Below are 13,534 nucleotides of genomic sequence, written 5' to 3'. Positions count from 1 at the left end.
TACCTGCGATCGTCGGCTCGGCGTCGGAGCGCGGCCCCCGGTCACGTCGCCGTTGACGGCCACACGGCGGTTGCCGTCGCTGTCGTACTGCTTCTTGGGCTCGCGGCGGTCGGCCTGCCCTGCGCCACCTCCGGCACCACCCTGCCCGCTGCCGTTCTGACCGTTGCCCCCCTGCGCGCTCGCTCGGCCGCGGCGGCTCTCCTCCCGCGCATCGAGATCGGGCTCGTATTCCTCGTCGTCTTCGTCGTAGTACTCCTTCTCCGACTCCGCGACGTCGTCGTCGACAACCGCCACGAGTTCGACCCCGCTGTCGTCCATGCTCTCCTGCATGGCGGCTGCCGCAACCGCCGACGGCTCGGCTGCTCCGACCCCGGCGTCGCGCGCGATCGTCAGGATGTCGCCGAGCTCGTCGCGAGTCAGGTCGCGCACCTCGCCCACGCGCAGCGAACCGAGGTGCAGCGGGCCGAACTGGCGACGCACGAGGTCGACGACCGGGTGCCCGACCGCGTCGAGCATGCGCCGAACGATACGGTTGCGGCCGGAGTGCAGGGTAATCTCGACGATGCTCGTGCCACCCGCCTGCCCCGTGCCACGGTCGACGACCCGCGCCGAGTCGGCCGTGATGGGCCCGTCGTCGAGGTCGATGCCCGCGACGAGCTTCTTCGCCGTGGTCGGTGTGATCGATCCGTCGACCTTGGCGATGTACGTCTTGGTCACCCCGAACGACGGGTGCGCGAGAATGTGCGCCAGCTCGCCGTCGTTCGTCAGGATAAGCAGACCACTCGTCTCGGCATCGAGTCGGCCGACGTTGAAGAGCCGCTCGGGGTAGTGGCGCGTGAACTCGGTGAGGTCGGGGCGCCCGCGCTCGTCGCGCAGGCTCGACACGACGCCGACCGGCTTGTTCAGCATCAGGTAGCGCCGGGTGGGGTCGAGCTGCACGGCCTGACCGTCGACGACGACCTTGTCGACCGCGGGGTCGACTCGACGCCCGGCGGAGGTGACGACCTCGCCGTTGACCGTGACGCGGCCGGCGGCGATCAAGTCTTCGGAGACACGTCGGCTGGCAATACCCGCCGCCGCCATGACCTTCTGGAGGCGCTCGCCCTGCGGCGCCGCCTCGGATCCTGGAGTGGTGTCGTTATCGGCCATTGTCGAAACCTTCCTGCCCATCGGCGAGCAGCGGTGAGATCAGCGGCAGCTCGTCGAGGGAGTTGACGCCGAGGTGCGTCAGCAGCAACTCGGTCGTCTCGTAATTGATGGCGCCGGTCTCGGCGTCGGTGAACGATTCGGTGATGAGTCCGCGGCCGAGCAGCGTACGGACGACGCTGTCGACGTTGACGGCACGGATCTGAGCGATGGCGCCTCGGGTGATCGGCTGCTTGTAGGCGATCACCGCGAGCGTCTCGAGTGCGGCCTGCGAGAGCCGGGTCGGGTTCTGCGTCAGCACGAAGTCGCGGACGATGGGGTCGAACTCTTCGCGGACGTAGAACCGCCAGCCGCCGCCGACCTCGCGCAGCTCGAAGCCGCGGCGGGTCGTCGGTGCGCCGTCGCCCTGGTCGACCCCGTCGAAGTCGGCCACGAGCGATTCGATCGCCTGGCGTACGGCCGCGACAGGTGCCCCGATGGCTGTGGCCAGCGAGACGAGACTCTGGGGCTCGTCGGCGACCATGAGGATCGCTTCGAGCGTGCGAGCGATCGGCACGCCCGGCGTCGGGAGGGCCTGGTCGTCAGCGAACGCGGAGTCGGTCTGCGCTGCATCGGAGTGGGCTGCGTTTTTAAGCGCTGCATCAGAGAGGGCTGCGTCGTTGAGCGCTGCATCATCCGTCATAGTCGGCCCCCAGGTTGGCGAGGTTCTCTTCGGTCCAGTGCTCGGCGGTCCAGCGGATGGTGAGCTCGCCGAGGGGTTCGAGCTGTTCGAAGCTCAGCGACACGTGGCGGTACAACTCGAGGATCGCGAGGAACCGCGCCACGACGACCCCCTTCACGTCGACCCCGTCGATCAACTCGCGGAAGCTCAGCACGGCACCGCGCCGGAGCATCGACACGACGATGGCGGCCTGCTCGCGAATGCTCACCAGAGGCGCGTGCAGGTGGTCGAGCCCGACGGTGGGGGCCTCTTTCGGCGTCAACGCCATCGCCGCGATGGCCGCGAAGTCGTCGACCGACAGGGTCCAGACGAGTTCGGGCGTCGACACGCGGTACTTCTGTTCGAGACGGACGCTCCGGGCATGTCGATCGCCCTCGGCCTCACCGCGAGTCGCGAACCACTCGGCCGCTTGCTTGAAGGCGCGGTACTGGAGGAGGCGTGCGAAAAGCAGATCGCGCGCTTCGAGCAGCGCGACGTCTTCGGCGTCGACGAGCTCCCCCTGCGGAAGGAGTCCGGCGACCTTGAGGTCGAGGAGGGTGGCGGCGACCACCAGGAACTCGCTGGCCTTGTCGAGCTCCTCGTCGGAGTCGAGCCCGCGGAGGTACGACAGGAACTCGTCGGTCACCTCGCTCAACGCGATCTCGGTGATGTCCATCTCGCGTTTGGTGATCAGCGAGAGGAGAAGGTCGAAGGGGCCGGAGAAGTTGTCGAGACGCAGGGTGAACGCCTGGTCGGTCGACGGCTCGACGTCGGAGGCGACGCCGGCATCGAGAGTGGAGTCGCTAGGCTGCGGCGCCACGGGCGATGAGCTCTCTGGCCAGCTGGCGATATGCCTCGGCAGCCGGATGCGACGGCGCGAACTGATTGATCGGGCTTGCGGCCACGGAGGCGTCGGGGAACTTGACCGTCCGGGTGATGACCGTCTCGAGCACCCGATCGCCGAATGCGTCGACGACCCGCTCGAGCACCTCGCGGCTGTGAAGCGTGCGCGAGTCGTACATGGTCGGCAGGATGCCGTCGAGCTCGATGTCTTCGTTTAGCCGGTCGCGCACCTTGTCGATGGTCTCGACGAGCAGGGCGACACCGCGCAGGGCGAAGAACTCGCACTCGAGCGGGATCAGCACCCCGTGGGCCGCGGTGAGCGCATTCACGGTCAGGATTCCGAGCGACGGCTGGCAGTCGACGAGGATCACGTCATAATCGTCGCGAACCTTCCGCAGCACTCGGGCGAGGATCTGCTCGCGAGCCACCTCGTTGACGAGGTGCACCTCGGCGGCGGAGAGGTCGATGTTGGCCGGGATGACGTCGAGCCCCGGCACATTGGTGCCCTGGATGACCTCGTGGGGATCCTTGACCGTGCCGATCAGCAGGTCGTACACCGTGGGCACGTCGTGGGTCTGCACGCCGAGGCCCGCGCTCAAGGCACCCTGCGGGTCGAAGTCGACGGCGAGCACCTTGCGGCCGTACTCGGCGAGCGAGGCGCCGAGGTTGATGGTCGTCGTCGTCTTGCCGACGCCACCCTTCTGGTTGCAGAGCGAGATGATGCGGGCGGGGCCGTGGCTCTGAAGCTCGGCCGGCACCGGAAAGGCCGTGCGGGGTCGGCCGGTCGGCCCCATCTCGACGGCCGGGCTCTCCGCGGAAGGGGCCTCGGTCGATTTCGGCGTCGTACTCACGGGGGTAATCCTACCGGCGCGTCCTGCCCAGGCCGGGTTGCCTCGCCCTGTCTAAAGGAGGCCCGTCTCAGCCCGAGGGAGTTCGGGCACGAGATGCTCGCCTGACAGGGAGTCGACCTGCTTTCCGCTCCTCAGCACAGGACTACCCCGCAGCGGCTCCTGCCGAGGCGACGCTGGCCCGACGACTAAGGGCAGCACGAGCCTCCTTCTCCCCCGGCGCCCACCGTGCTCGCGGGTGCGCCTGCCCGTAGGCGTCGCGCAGCGCGTCCGCCGTCACGAGCGTGTAGATCTGCGTCGTCGCCACCGACGCGTGCCCGAGCAGCTCCTGCACCACGCGCACATCCGCCCCACCCTCGAGCAGGTGCGTCGCGAACGAGTGTCGGAGCGTGTGCGGCGACACTTCGAAGCCGAGCTGCGCCCGGGACGCCGCCGCTTGGATGATCAACCAGGCGTTCTGCCGAGACACCCGTGCCCCGCGTGTTCCGAGAAACAGAGCGGGCGTCGCGGTCCCCCGCACCGAGAAGATCGGCCTCGCCCGCACCAGGTAGGCATCGAGGGCCCGCCGGGCGTAGCTGCCGAGCGGCACGATCCGCTGTTTGCCGCCCTTGCCGAACAGCCGCACCACATCGCCCTCGATCACGTCGTCGACGTTGAGCGACACCGCCTCGGTCACGCGCGCGCCGGTCGCGTAGAGCAACTCGAGCAGAGCCTTGTCACGGAGCCGTGTCGGTTCGTCGCCGTCGGTCGCTGCGAGCAACGCCTCGACCTGCGCCACGGTGATCGCCTTCGGCAGCCGCGACGGCAGCTTCGGTGGTCGCGCCTTCGTGGTCACGTCGTCGGCGACCAGGCCCTCCTCGGCGATGAACCGGTGCAGCCCCTTCACACTCGACAGTGCGCGCGCCACCGACGATGCGGCGAGCGGCACCTCGCGGGTGGCGAGCGCGGCCGGAAAGCCCGCGACGAGCACCGAATCGACGAGGGCAGGATCCTGGATGCCCGCCTCCTCGAGGAATGTCGCGTACAGCGCGAGGTCGCGCCGGTACGCGGCCACCGTGTGCGGCGAGAGACCGCGCTCGACCGTGACGTGCCGCAGGTAGCGCTGCACGGCGTCGTCGAGCTTCGAGGTCATGCTCCCCAGGCTAGGCGCGCCGGCGCGCACGCGCTGCTGCGCACGCGCTGCCGCCCACGCGATGGCGCGCAGACGCCGACGCACCCCTCCTTGGCCAGAATCACCGCGGCATCCGGGGGTTGTCTAGCCATCCCGGGGTGCCTCAGCTCCCGGCTACCAATCCACCAGCTACCGCGCGAGCTTGGCCTGCAGCGCGAGGGCCGACACGCACAGGATCGAGTTGTGCACCGTCCCGCCCAGCACAGCGTCGACGATCTCGTCGAGCGGCACCCAGCGCACCTCGATGTCGGCCTCTTCGGCCTCGCGCTCGAACGCCGCATCCGTCGCCGAGACACCGGTCGCGTGGAAGACGATCAGCTGTTCGTTGCTGCCACCGGGCGTCGTGTTGAAGGTGATGAGGTGTTCCCACGCGGAGGCCGTGACATCGGTCTCTTCGGCGAGTTCACGCTGGGCTGCCACTAGAGGATCTTCGCCGGGGATGTCGAGAAGGCCGGCCGGCAGCTCCCAGTCGCGCGATCGGATCGGGTGACGGTACTGCTTGATCAGCAGCACCCGCCCCTCGTCGTCCTGGGCGAGCACGCCGACCGCGCCGGTGTGCGCCACGTACTCACGGACGATCGCCGACCCGCCGTACTCGAACGTCTCGCGCCGGATGTTCCAGACCGCGCCCTCGAACACCACGTCCGACCGGGTGACGGCCACCTCGGTCGGGTCGTCGGCGAGCACGCCCGGCAGATCAGACCCGGTCGACGGCACGCCCTCAGGCACCCTCGGCCTCGGCGACCTCGAACAGCCGCGTCGCGTTCTGACGGTCGAGTGCCGCCTCGACGAGACCCGAGAACAGCGGGTGCGCGTGATTCGGGCGCGAGCGCAGCTCGGGGTGCGCCTGCGTGCCGATGTAGTACGGGTGCTCGGCGCGGTCGAGCTCGACGTACTCGACGAGCTGGCCGTCGGGCGACGTGCCCGAGAAGACCAGGCCGGCGTCGGCAATCTGCTCGCGGTAGTGGTTGTTGACCTCGTAGCGGTGGCGGTGGCGCTCTTCGACGAGCTCCGAGCCGTATACGTCAGAAGCCAAGGATCCGGCGGTCAGCGCTGCCGGGTACAGGCCGAGGCGCATGGTTCCGCCGAGGTCTCCTCCCGCGATGATGTCGACCTGCTCGGCCATCGTGGCGATCACCGGGTACTCGGTGTCGGGGTCGAACTCCGACGACGATGCCCCGGCGAGGCCGGCCTCGTTGCGGGCGTATTCGATGACCATGCACTGCAGGCCGAGGCAGAGCCCGAGGGTCGGGACGCCGTTCTCACGGGCGAACCGGAGCGCTCCGAGCTTGCCCTCGATGCCGCGGATGCCGAAACCGCCGGGAACGCAGATGCCGTCGACGTCGGCCAGCGCCTTCGCGGCGCCCTCGATGGTCTCGCAGTCGTCGGAGGGGATCCAGCGCAGCACGACCTTGGTCTGGTGTGCGAAGCCGCCGGCTTTGAGGGCCTCGGTGACCGAGAGGTAGGCGTCGGGAAGGTCGATGTATTTGCCGACCAGGCCGATCGTGACCTCGTGCTTGGGGTCTTTGACGGCCGACAGAATCGGGTTCCAGCCGGTCCAGTCGACCGCGCCGGCCTTCTCATCGAGGCCGAGGTGCTCGATGATGTAGCCGTCGAGGCCCTGCTCGTTGAGCATGGCCGGGATCTCGTAGATGCTGGCCACGTCTTTGGCGTTGACCACGGCGTCTTCGTCGACGTCGCACATCAGCGCGATCTTGCGGCGGTTCGACTCGGTGACCGGTCGGTCGCTGCGGAGCACGAGCGCGTCGGGTTGGATGCCGATGGCGCGGAGGGCGGCGACGGAGTGCTGCGTCGGCTTGGTCTTCTGCTCGCCGGAGGCCCCCATGAACGGGACCAGCGACACGTGCACGAAGAAGACGTTCTTGCGACCGAGCTCGTGACGCACCTGACGGGCCGACTCGAGGAACGGCTGGCTCTCGATGTCGCCGACCGTGCCGCCGACCTCGGTGATGATGACGTCGGGCTGCGGCTCGTCGGAGGCCTGCAGGCGCATGCGACGCTTGATCTCGTCGGTGATGTGCGGGATGACCTGCACGGTGTCGCCGAGGTACTCGCCCCGGCGCTCCTGCGCGATGACGGTCGAGTAGATCTGACCGGTCGTGACGTTCGCGCCCTGGTTGAGGTTGATGTCGAGGAACCGCTCGTAGTGCCCGATGTCGAGGTCGGTCTCGGCGCCGTCATCGGTGACGAAGACCTCGCCGTGCTGGAACGGGTTCATCGTTCCCGGGTCGACGTTGAGATACGGGTCGAGCTTCTGCATGACGACGCGGAGCCCGCGAGCAGTCAACAGATTGCCGAGGCTTGCGGCCGTCAGGCCTTTGCCGAGAGAAGAGACGACGCCCCCGGTGACGAAGATGTGCTTCGTGACCTTCGTGTCGTTTGACGAGTTGACCGAGCCGGAGTTTTGATTGACCACCACGGGCTTCCATCCTACGTCACTCGTGGTTCACCGAACAGCCTCCGGTCGTTACGACCGTGTATCGGTGCGCACTCCCGCGCGTGTCGGACGGGCGGTGGCGAGGTCGAGCAGCTCGCGTGCGTGCTCGAGTCCGCTCTCGCTGTCAGGTAGCCCCGAGAGCAGCCGGGCCATCTCGGCGACGCGCTCCTGGCCTTCGAGCTGCTGCACGCTGGAGGCGGTCACCTCACCCGAGGCGTCTTTCACGACTCGGAGGTGGTTCGTCGCGAAGGCCGCCACCTGCGCGAGGTGCGTGACGACGATCACCTGGGCGCGCTCCGCGAGCATCGCCAGGCGCCTGCCGATCTCGATGGCGGCCGCGCCGCCCACGCCCGCGTCGACCTCGTCGAACACGAACGTCGGCACGGCGCTCGACGCAGCCATGACGACCTCGATGGCCAGCATCACCCGCGAGAGCTCGCCGCCCGACGCCCCCTTGCCGAGGGGCCGCGGTTCGCTGCCGGAGTGCGGGCGCAGCAGAATCTCGACGGTGTCGGCACCGGACGCACCGAGCTCTCCTCGGTCGCTCACGGAGACGACCAGCTGAGCCCCGGCCATGGCCAGCGCCGCGAGCTCGTCGCTCACTCGCGCCGCGAGATCGTCGCCAGATTCGCGGCGGAGCGCCGTCAGCCGACCTGCGAGCTCCTCGGCTGCGGCCCGATGTGCCTCGACCTCCGCGGCCAAACCGACCACTCGATCGTCGTCGCCGTCGAGTTCGACGAGGCGCTCCGATCCGTCGGCAACGAGCTGGATCACGTCGTCGAGCGTGGGCCCGTATTTGCGCACGAGGGCGCCGAGGTCGGCACGGCGCTCCTGCACGGTCTCGAGTTCGCGCGAGACATCGGCGTCCAGGGATCCGAGATAGCTCGACAACCGCGCGGACGTGTCGGACACCTGCACGCTCACCTCCGCGAGCAGATCGGCGATCGATTGGAGCTCGGCGTCGTGCTGCGCCACCCGCTCGACCTGGCGGCGCGCTTCTTCGACCAGCGACAGGACGTCACGGGTGCCGTCGACCGCGTCGGTCGACAGGACCTCGTGCGCGAGGCCGGCTGCGAGTCGGAGGTCTTCGGCGTTGCTCAGGCGCTCGGCGGTGGCGTCGAGGTCGGCGTCTTCGCCGGCCGTGGGGCCAACCCGTTCGATCTCGTCTATGGCGGCGCGGAGGGTGTCGGCCTCGGCGGATCGAGCGTCTCGATCACCGGTGATCGTCTCGAGCTCGCGGGCCGCCTTCTGCCAGCTCTCGAAGGCCTGGGTGTAGCTCGCCCTCACTGCGGCGAGCTTTTTTCCGCCGTGGGCGTCGACTGCCGAGCGCTGCGCCGCCGCCGACTTCAGACGGATCTGCTCGGACTGCCCATGCACCACCACGAGGTGCTCCGCCAGGTCGCCGAGCACGCCGACCGGCGCCGATCGACCGCCGACGACCGCACGACTTCGCCCCTCGCTCGAGACGATGCGGCTGAGGAAGAGCTCGCCATCGTCGACGTCTCCTCCGGCATCGCGCACGCGCTCGGCGGCCGGACCACCGTCGGGTACCGACCAGCGCCCGTCGACGACCGCCTGGGCGCTCCCGGACCGTACGGCACCGCCATCGGCACGCTGCCCGAGCAGAAGCCCCAGCGCTGAGACGACCATGGTCTTGCCCGCACCGGTCTCGCCGGTGACGGCGGTGAAACCGGGCCCGAGGGGCAGGGTGGCTCGCCCGATGACCCCGAGGTCGCGGATGCTGATGTCTTCGATCACTTAGGTGTGCGGGCCTCTCCAGCCGGTGACCGGCAGGTGGAACTTCGCGACGAGGCGGTCGGTGAACGGCGCCGTCCGCAGGCGAGCCAGACGGACGGGCTGGGCCGATCGGCGTGCAACGACTCGGGCTCCGGGCTCGAGGGTGTGTGCGCGGCGGCCGTCGCACCAGAGCACGCCGGAGCCGTCGGTCCGGCTCAGCACCTCCACGGCGAAGGTGGACTGGGGCCCGACGACGAGTGGTCGCGCGAACAGTGCGTGGGCGCTGAGCGGAACGAGGATCATCGCCTCGACCTCCGGCCACACGACGGGCCCGCCTGCCGAGAAGTTGTAGGCCGTCGAGCCGGTTGGAGTCGACATGACCACGCCGTCGCAGCCGAACGACGAGAGCGGGCGCCCGTCGACCTCGATAACGACCTCGAGCATGCGTTCGCGCGAGGCCTTCTCGACCGTGGCCTCGTTCAGGGCCCAGGTCTCGTAGACCTGCTTCCCGTCGACCATCACGGCGATCTCGAGCGCGAATCGCTCTTCGACCTCGTAGTCGTGGGCGACCACGCGCTGCACGGTGTCGTGCAGGTCTTCGCGCTCGCTCTCGGCGAGGAAGCCGACGTGGCCGAGGTTCACTCCGACGATCGGCGCCCGGGTGCCGCGCACCAGCTCGGCGGCTCGCAAGATGGTCCCGTCGCCGCCGAGGACGATGACCGATTCGATGTCGTCGACGAGCACGTCGTCACCCAGCAGGTGCACGCCCGTGAACGCGGGCTCGGCCGCTCGGATGTCGTCGAACTCGTCTCGGGGCAAGACGGGCACGAGACCCGCTGCGTCGAGGGCTCGACAGACGTCGAGGGCTGCATCGATCGAGTCGCGCCGCCCCGTGTGCGAGACGATCAGGATGTGCCGCTGTTGGCTCTCCATGGGATCACCCTTTCGTCATCTCGTCGATCCGACCGATCCATTCTGTCGGATTCGTGCCGGCCCGGGCACTCAGGTGCACGCAGTACTCGTGGTTGCCGTTCGTTCCGACGATGGGCGACGGCACGACGCCGGCGGTGCCGAGACCCACATCGTGAGCAGCCCAGAGAACCGCCTGAACGGCGTCGGACCGCAGGCCCGCGTCGTGGACGATACCCTCGCGGATTCCCTGCCGCCCCACCTCGAACTGCGGTTTGATCAGCAGGACGTAGTCGGCCTCGAGCCCTACCGACCGCACGAGCGCTGGCAGCACCATCGTGAGAGAGATGAACGAGAGGTCGCCGACCACGACGGAGATGAGATCGGCGTCGTCGGATGCCGCACGAAGCACCTCGGCCTCGAGATAGCGCGCGTTGCTGCCCTCGACGACCGAGACCCGCGGATCGCTCCGGATCGCTGTCACCAGCTGGCCGTGCCCCACGTCGAGGGCGATCACCGACGCGGCGCCCCGCTCGAGCAGCACCTGGGTGAATCCCCCCGTCGACGCACCCACGTCGAGGGCGTGCCGACCCGCCGGATCGACACCGAAGGCGTCGAGGGCCCCGATGAGCTTGTGCGCAGCCCGGCTCACGTAGTGGTCGATGCCCGCGACCTCGATGGTCGCGTCACCCTTGGTCGGGAACGACGCCTTGAGCACCGCGCGGCCGTCGACTGTCACAAGACCCTCGGCAAGGATCCGATGCGCATGCGTTCGCGACCGAGCCAGACCCCGCGATGTCAGGGCCACGTCGAGTCGCGATACCTCGCTCGCCGAGCCGGCTTCGTCGGGTGACGACGACGCCATCACCGGTCGCCCTGGCCGCGACCGTCTTCGAGGGTGGCCCGGAGCTCGTCGTGGATCTGCGAGAAGGCACCGGCGCGCTGATCGAGCGGCTGCTGGTCGATGACCGTCAGTCGCGAGATCAGCTCATCGACGGATTGCCTGCTATCGCTCATGGTTCGTCCACACTAACGTCTGCCCCTGACACCCGGTGGCGTCCTCCCCAGGGCTCGCCGTGGCGCTACTCGTACAGCTTGGGGTCGACGACCATCCCGTAGATCATCAGGCCGCTGGCCCACACCGCGGCCGAGCCGGCGCGAAGCAGATCGACCGGTGACGACCCCTCGTCGAGCACGGTGACCACGTTTCCGTGCAACTTCACCCGAGCGGAGCGGACCTCGAACACCCGCGCGCCCGTCGGATCCTTCGTCTCGATCGTCGCCGGGTACTCCTCGTGGAGTTCCCTCAGATCGCCGAGGATGAAGTCGGGCCGAGAGTCGGTCGGGGCGGCCAGCACCTGCTTCGCCTTGTCGATCCCGGTCAAAACCAAGACCGACGGGATGCCCGCCTTGTTGGCGCCGATGATGTCGGTGTCGAGGCGATCGCCGATGAACAGCGGCTTCGAGGCAGAGAAGCGCTCCAGAGCAGCGTCGAAGATCGCCTTCTCCGGCTTGCCCGCGACGAGCGGCAGCTTTCCGACGGCGGTGTGCACTGCCGAGACCAGCGTTCCGTTACCAGGCGCGATGCCGCGCTCCTGCGGAATCGTCCAATCCTGGTTTGTCGCTACCCACGGGATGTCGGCGGCGAGAGCGAACGCTGCCTCCGCGAGGTCTTTCCAGCCCACCTCGGGCGAGAAACCCTGGATGACACCGTCGGGTCCGTCGTCGGCCGATCGCGTGACTCGATACCCCGCGGCCTCGACCACGGTGGTCAGCCCTTCTCCCCCGACGACGAGGATCAGCGCACCAGGATCCACGACGGTCGCCAGAAGACGGACGGCGGCCTGCGGGCTCGTCACCACGTCGTCGGCAGCCACCGACAGCCCGAAGCCCGAGAGCTGGCCCGCCACCGCGTCCGCGGTCCGCGATGCGTTGTTCGTGATGTAGCCGACGCGAGCCGACTCGGCCGCCCGGTTGAGGCTGTCGACCGCGTGGTCGATGGCGTTCCGGCCGGTGTAGACGACGCCGTCGAGGTCCGCCAAAACGACGTCCACTCCGGCGAGGGGAAACCGCGGCTCAGTCGCGGGGTTCGTCGCCGGCTGCGTCGGCTCCGTTGTCGGCTCCATCGGCGCCGTCCGCGGATCCTGCGAGTTCGTCGTCGGCTGCGACGTCGTCTCCGTCGAACCCTTCGATTTCTTCTTCCACGATCTCGACAGTTTCATGGTCTTCCTCAGAATCAGATGCGGAGAGAGCACCGCTGGCTCGGCGTGACAGGGCGTACCACTCGGCGGCCTCCGCCTCACGACCGAGCTCTTCGAGCACGGTTCCGTAGGCGTCGAACAGGTCGGGGCTGTAGCTGAACGCACGACGACGATCGAGCTGCGGGATCTCGAGTTCGCGTAGAGCGGCGTCTTTCTGGTCGAGATCGAGGCGCGCCCCGGACATGGCGATGGCGAGCGACACGCGCACGCCGACATCGAGCGTCTCGACATCGACGGAGTGGCCGAGCTCGAGAGCCCTGTCGGGTCGTTCGAGGCCCCTCTCGCTGTCGACCATGAGCGGAAGCTGATCGTTCCGGCCCGAGATGCGACGGTACGTACGAAGCTCACGAAGAGTCAGCGCGTAATCCTCGAGCGCGTAGGCCGTGATGGCGATCGTCTCCCGCACGACGGCGACGCGGCCGGCTCGGCGACCAGCCGCCTGCGCGTGCTGGTGCGCGAGCTGCGGGTCTTCCTCGATCATCTGGCCGGCCATCACGAGGTGGCGCGCCACGAAGTCGGCGTTCTCTTTACTGAGGGTCTTCAGCTCGGCTCGAGCAACCTTGTCGAGCTGGCGCGGTTCCACCTCATCGGGCAGGTGCGGCTCGAACTGGCGCGGGCGCACTGAGCGGAGGCCCAGCGGATCGCGGTCTTCCCACTCGCCACCACCATCACGCGAGTCGCGACCGGAGCGGCTTCCGCGGTCGTCACGATCGTTCGGACGCGAGGATCCCGGACGACCGCCGGTCGGGCGCCCACCCGTGGGCCGTCCGCCGGTCGTGGGACGGCCTGACGTCGATCGGCCACCCGTGCTGGGGCGCCCCCCGCTTCGCTCCGGCCGCTCTCCCGAGCGCTGGGGCCGGTCGTCGCTGCGGAACGGAGGCCGCGAACCTCCTGTGGGACCCTCGCCGCGAGGAGGCCGACGAGTATCGGACCGCTCCCCTGAGGGCCGCCCAGTCGCAGGCCGGTCAGACGCTCCGCGATTGGGACGATCCGAACCACCTCGTGGCGGACGGGGACTCCACGGGCGATCGCTTCCCGGGCGTCCTGACCCGGCGCCGGCGGGACCTCTAGCTCCGCCACCGTTACCACTACCCCGTCCAGACCCTGAACCAGAGCCCGATCCGCGGTCGTCGCGTCGCGGACGCTTCTCGTTGTCGTCGTCGCGCTCGCTCACGGGGTTCTCCTCGGGGTAAAAGTCTCTGAAGAGTCGGCTCAATGACGCCTGACTCGTTCTTTCGGCGACGTGGCGTAGGCACGCGTCGACCGAAGGGCCTGCTGTGGTGTTGTGATGCCAGCCTAACAGCCCGCGGAGAGCTGCAACGTGGTGACGCGGTTGGTGGGTTAAACGCAAGAAAGCCACCCCGTCATGGGGTGGCTTTCAAGGTGTTGCTGAAGTTGAGTCCGGCGGTGTCCTACTCTCCCACAAGGTCCCCCTTGCAGTACCATCGGCGCTGAGAGTCT

The 13,534-nt window shown here is 68.7% G+C and carries 12 protein-coding genes and 1 pseudogene; all 13 read right to left on the bottom strand.

The genetic code is table 11. The features are described from left to right. Positions 1-371 precede the first annotated feature (371 nt). Positions 372-1,149, bottom strand: a pseudogene (locus tag VH571_RS10480) (pseudouridine synthase); the annotation flags it as partial. Next, on the bottom strand, positions 1,139-1,828 hold the full coding sequence (scpB, locus tag VH571_RS10475; protein ID WP_423264505.1) for an SMC-Scp complex subunit ScpB: 690 nt from the start codon (positions 1,826-1,828) through the stop codon (positions 1,139-1,141). The pseudogene VH571_RS10480 and the gene scpB, both read right to left, overlap by 11 nt. After that, the gene (locus VH571_RS10470; protein ID WP_423264504.1) at positions 1,818-2,666 is read right to left on the bottom strand and encodes a segregation and condensation protein A; all 849 of its coding nucleotides are present in this window, start codon (positions 2,664-2,666) and stop codon (positions 1,818-1,820) included. The genes scpB and VH571_RS10470 overlap by 11 nt, the downstream gene beginning before the upstream one ends. Next, positions 2,650-3,483 (bottom strand): ParA family protein, encoded by an 834-nt coding sequence (locus VH571_RS10465; protein WP_055961731.1) that lies wholly within the window; start codon positions 3,481-3,483, stop codon positions 2,650-2,652. Before VH571_RS10465 ends, VH571_RS10470 begins: the two co-directional genes overlap by 17 nt. Before the next feature lie 199 nt (positions 3,484-3,682). After that, the gene (gene xerD, locus VH571_RS10460; RefSeq protein ID WP_423264503.1) at positions 3,683-4,669 is read right to left on the bottom strand and encodes a site-specific tyrosine recombinase XerD; all 987 of its coding nucleotides are present in this window, start codon (positions 4,667-4,669) and stop codon (positions 3,683-3,685) included. 168 nt (positions 4,670-4,837) lie between these two features. Next, on the bottom strand, positions 4,838-5,425 hold the full coding sequence (locus VH571_RS10455) for an NUDIX domain-containing protein (RefSeq protein WP_423264502.1): 588 nt from the start codon (positions 5,423-5,425) through the stop codon (positions 4,838-4,840). 4 nt (positions 5,426-5,429) lie between these two features. Beyond that, on the bottom strand, positions 5,430-7,148 hold the full coding sequence (locus VH571_RS10450; protein ID WP_423264500.1) for a CTP synthase: 1,719 nt from the start codon (positions 7,146-7,148) through the stop codon (positions 5,430-5,432). Positions 7,149-7,196: 48 nt separating this feature from the next. Further along, positions 7,197-8,924: a DNA repair protein RecN gene (gene recN, locus VH571_RS10445; RefSeq protein ID WP_423264499.1), complete on the bottom strand. Its 1,728-nt coding sequence runs from the start codon at positions 8,922-8,924 to the stop codon at positions 7,197-7,199. Further along, on the bottom strand, positions 8,925-9,836 hold the full coding sequence (locus tag VH571_RS10440) for an NAD kinase (protein ID WP_055957251.1): 912 nt from the start codon (positions 9,834-9,836) through the stop codon (positions 8,925-8,927). It lies immediately after the preceding gene. 4 nt (positions 9,837-9,840) lie between these two features. Further along, positions 9,841-10,677: a TlyA family RNA methyltransferase gene (locus VH571_RS10435; protein WP_423264498.1), complete on the bottom strand. Its 837-nt coding sequence runs from the start codon at positions 10,675-10,677 to the stop codon at positions 9,841-9,843. Next, positions 10,677-10,829, bottom strand: a complete 153-nt coding sequence (locus VH571_RS10430; RefSeq protein ID WP_194606605.1) for a hypothetical protein — start codon at positions 10,827-10,829, stop codon at positions 10,677-10,679. The genes VH571_RS10435 and VH571_RS10430 overlap by 1 nt, the downstream gene beginning before the upstream one ends. Positions 10,830-10,894: 65 nt before the next feature. Next, complete coding sequence (locus tag VH571_RS10425) at positions 10,895-11,938, bottom strand: HAD-IIA family hydrolase (RefSeq protein WP_423264671.1); 1,044 nt, start codon at positions 11,936-11,938, stop codon at positions 10,895-10,897. Next, entirely contained in the window at positions 11,889-12,695 is an 807-nt protein-coding gene (locus VH571_RS10420) for a hypothetical protein (RefSeq protein WP_423264497.1), read from the bottom strand. Before VH571_RS10420 ends, VH571_RS10425 begins: the two co-directional genes overlap by 50 nt. Between the last annotated feature and the right edge of the window lie 839 nt (positions 12,696-13,534).

The sequence above is a fragment of the Frondihabitans sp. 4ASC-45 genome, assembly GCF_049472575.1.
Lineage (GTDB): Bacteria > Actinomycetota > Actinomycetes > Actinomycetales > Microbacteriaceae > Frondihabitans.
The sequence above is the reverse complement of the archived record's forward strand: the minus strand, read 5'-3'. Positions and strand labels throughout refer to the sequence as shown.

What these genes read in the sequence shown, in the direction of transcription:
- scpB (WP_423264505.1), bottom strand. Translation starts at nt 1,828, where the DNA reads ATGACGGATGATGCAGCGCTCAACGACGCAGCCCTCTCTGATGCAGCG.
- VH571_RS10465 (WP_055961731.1), bottom strand. Translation starts at nt 3,483, where the DNA reads ATGGGGCCGACCGGCCGACCCCGCACGGCCTTTCCGGTGCCGGCCGAG.
- xerD (WP_423264503.1), bottom strand. Translation starts at nt 4,669, where the DNA reads ATGACCTCGAAGCTCGACGACGCCGTGCAGCGCTACCTGCGGCACGTC.
- VH571_RS10440 (WP_055957251.1), bottom strand. Translation starts at nt 9,836, where the DNA reads ATGGAGAGCCAACAGCGGCACATCCTGATCGTCTCGCACACGGGGCGG.
- VH571_RS10435 (WP_423264498.1), bottom strand. Translation starts at nt 10,677, where the DNA reads ATGGCGTCGTCGTCACCCGACGAAGCCGGCTCGGCGAGCGAGGTATCG.
- VH571_RS10430 (WP_194606605.1), bottom strand. Translation starts at nt 10,829, where the DNA reads ATGAGCGATAGCAGGCAATCCGTCGATGAGCTGATCTCGCGACTGACG.
- VH571_RS10425 (WP_423264671.1), bottom strand. Translation starts at nt 11,938, where the DNA reads ATGGAGCCGACAACGGAGCCGACGCAGCCGGCGACGAACCCCGCGACT.